At 50.1% G+C, this 2,046-nt stretch carries 2 protein-coding genes and 1 pseudogene; 2 read left to right on the forward strand and 1 reads right to left on the reverse strand.

The window, feature by feature from the left end:
• A partial coding sequence (menD, locus tag ACOJS8_RS16940) for a 2-succinyl-5-enolpyruvyl-6-hydroxy-3-cyclohexene-1-carboxylic-acid synthase (RefSeq protein ID WP_420149728.1) occupies nucleotides 1–713 on the reverse strand: 713 nt, incomplete at its 3' end.
• Between the two features lie 181 nt (nucleotides 714–894).
• Here menD and ACOJS8_RS16945 point away from each other — a divergent pair.
• Nucleotides 895–1,836: a hypothetical protein gene (locus tag ACOJS8_RS16945; protein WP_420149729.1), complete on the forward strand. Its 942-nt coding sequence runs from the start codon at nucleotides 895–897 to the stop codon at nucleotides 1,834–1,836.
• Nucleotides 1,837–2,046: pseudogene (locus ACOJS8_RS16950) on the forward strand (bifunctional folylpolyglutamate synthase/dihydrofolate synthase); the annotation flags it as partial. It lies immediately after the preceding gene.

Consider the following 2,046-nt stretch of genomic DNA (forward strand, 5'->3'; position numbering starts at 1 on the left):
CTTATTTTGTGCAACACGTCCAGTAAGGTCGGGTCTCTAGGTAGTTGCCCTACGGCGATCAGTATTCGTGCGGTATCGTCCCATTCGTTTAGCAAGGCATGCCAGGTTTCGCTCGATAAAGTAGGGGTTGCAGCTAACGTATCGATCATCCGTACAGGACCGTATTGAAACGATTCATCAATAGCCGGGTAAAATGGCTCCCGCACGGGTACGTTTATATGCACTGGTCCCGCTGGAGTCAGTCGGCTCAATGTAACGGCTTCGTTGATGGACCGCTCGATAAACCAGCGGACATCAGGATGCGTATAATCGGGGGGCAAATCATAACTGCGCTTTACGTGAGACCCAAAAAGATTGATTTGGTTGATGGTCTGGCCGTCCTGTTGATGCAACCATTCATGGGGACGATCGGCTGTAAGCAGAATAAGAGGGACCTGCTGAAAAAAAGCTTCAACCACAGCGGGGGCCAGGTTATACGTAGCACTGCCCGACGTACAGATAATTGCTACAGGATTTTTACGTTGCTGGGCCATGCCTAACGCAACAAACCCTGCTGATCGCTCATCGGCCATAACCCGCACCCGTAACTTTGGATGCCTGGCCACGGCCAGCGTCAGGGGAGCTGAGCGGGAACCAGGGCAAACGACAATGTCAGTAATTCCTTTCTGATGAAGAAGCTCAGCCAGATTGACGATCGGTTGAAGAACAGGCATACGATATAAAAAACGATTGGGAATACAAACATAATTTGTAAAGTGAATGAGCCGCCTGACAACTATTTAGTATTTTGTGTTACTTTGCTAAAAAAGAGTAGCAAAGCGAATAAGGTACATATAAACGAAGCAGCCGAACGTAGCGTTATAGTACCAGAGCTAATTAAACCACCCCTGATTTATGAACCGTATTACGTTCGAGAATGAGGACGACATCCGGGTAAAATCACTAGCAGGTGCCGCTATCATTAACGTAGTGATTGTGGCGATCCTGTTATTCGTTCATCTGTCCCAGACGATTCCCAACCCACCGCCGATTCAGTTTGTCGAGGTTAATTTTGGTCTCGACAACCGCGGCAGCGGCCGGATTCAGACGCGTAACAAACCGTCGCCATCGCTGGACGCAGAAGAAAAGAAACCGGCCGATAAACGACCTGAACCCAAAGAGAATACTCCTCCCCGAGTTGAGCGAACGCGCGTTACGCCCGTACCAAAAGTGGAGGAGGCCAAACCGGCGAAAGTAGCGACGGAGAAACCAATTATTGCCAGTAAAGCCGAAAGTCCGGTTACCACACCGGAGCGTCCGGAACCGAAGCGGGTCGAATCACCCAAAGCAACGGCCCCGGTTGAGAAGCCTGCTCCCCCGGCTCCGGTGAAAAAAGTGGAGACTGTTAATAATGATGCACTTTTCAAAAAGTCGTCGGGCGGGGGGGGCTCGAATGGCACCATAGGGAAAGCCTCCGGCACCGGAGGCAACAACAACGGGGATGACGCCAATGGGGTAGGTGACAAGGGAAACCCCAACGGCAAAATTAATGCAAAAGAATTCTATGGTACGCCAGGCGGTGCAGCTACTGGTGTGGCTTTTGACGTATCGGGTTGGTCAATGGCTAGTAAGCCGAATGTAAATGATGATTCGGATGAAACGGGCAAAATAGTTTTTAAACTTACCGTGGATGGTGACGGCGAAATATTAAGCGTCCGGACCCAGCAAACTACGGTTAGTCCATCGGTTGTCGAAGTATATCGGAAGGCTGTTCAGCGGATTCGTCTTCGTCGTAAAGGAGATGCGACGCCTGCCACCGCAACCGGAACCATTACGTTTATCATCACCTCTAAGTAAATGCAGTACCCGGAAGCGATCGATTATTTATATAGTCGGCTCCCTGTTTTTCATCGAATTGGTGCCAAAGCCATAAAACCTGGATTGGGCAATACGCTTGCCTTATGCGATGCGTTGGGCAATCCGCACCAGCAGTTTCGTAGCATCCATGTAGCGGGCACAAATGGAAAAGGCAGTACATCGCATATGCTGGCGGCTATTTATCAGTCG

Source organism: Spirosoma sp., from assembly GCF_048594605.1.
GTDB lineage: Bacteria > Bacteroidota > Bacteroidia > Cytophagales > Spirosomataceae > Spirosoma.

Coding starts and splice junctions, on each gene's coding strand:
- ACOJS8_RS16945 (WP_420149729.1), top strand. CDS start 895: ATGAACCGTATTACGTTCGAGAATGAGGACGACATCCGGGTAAAATCA.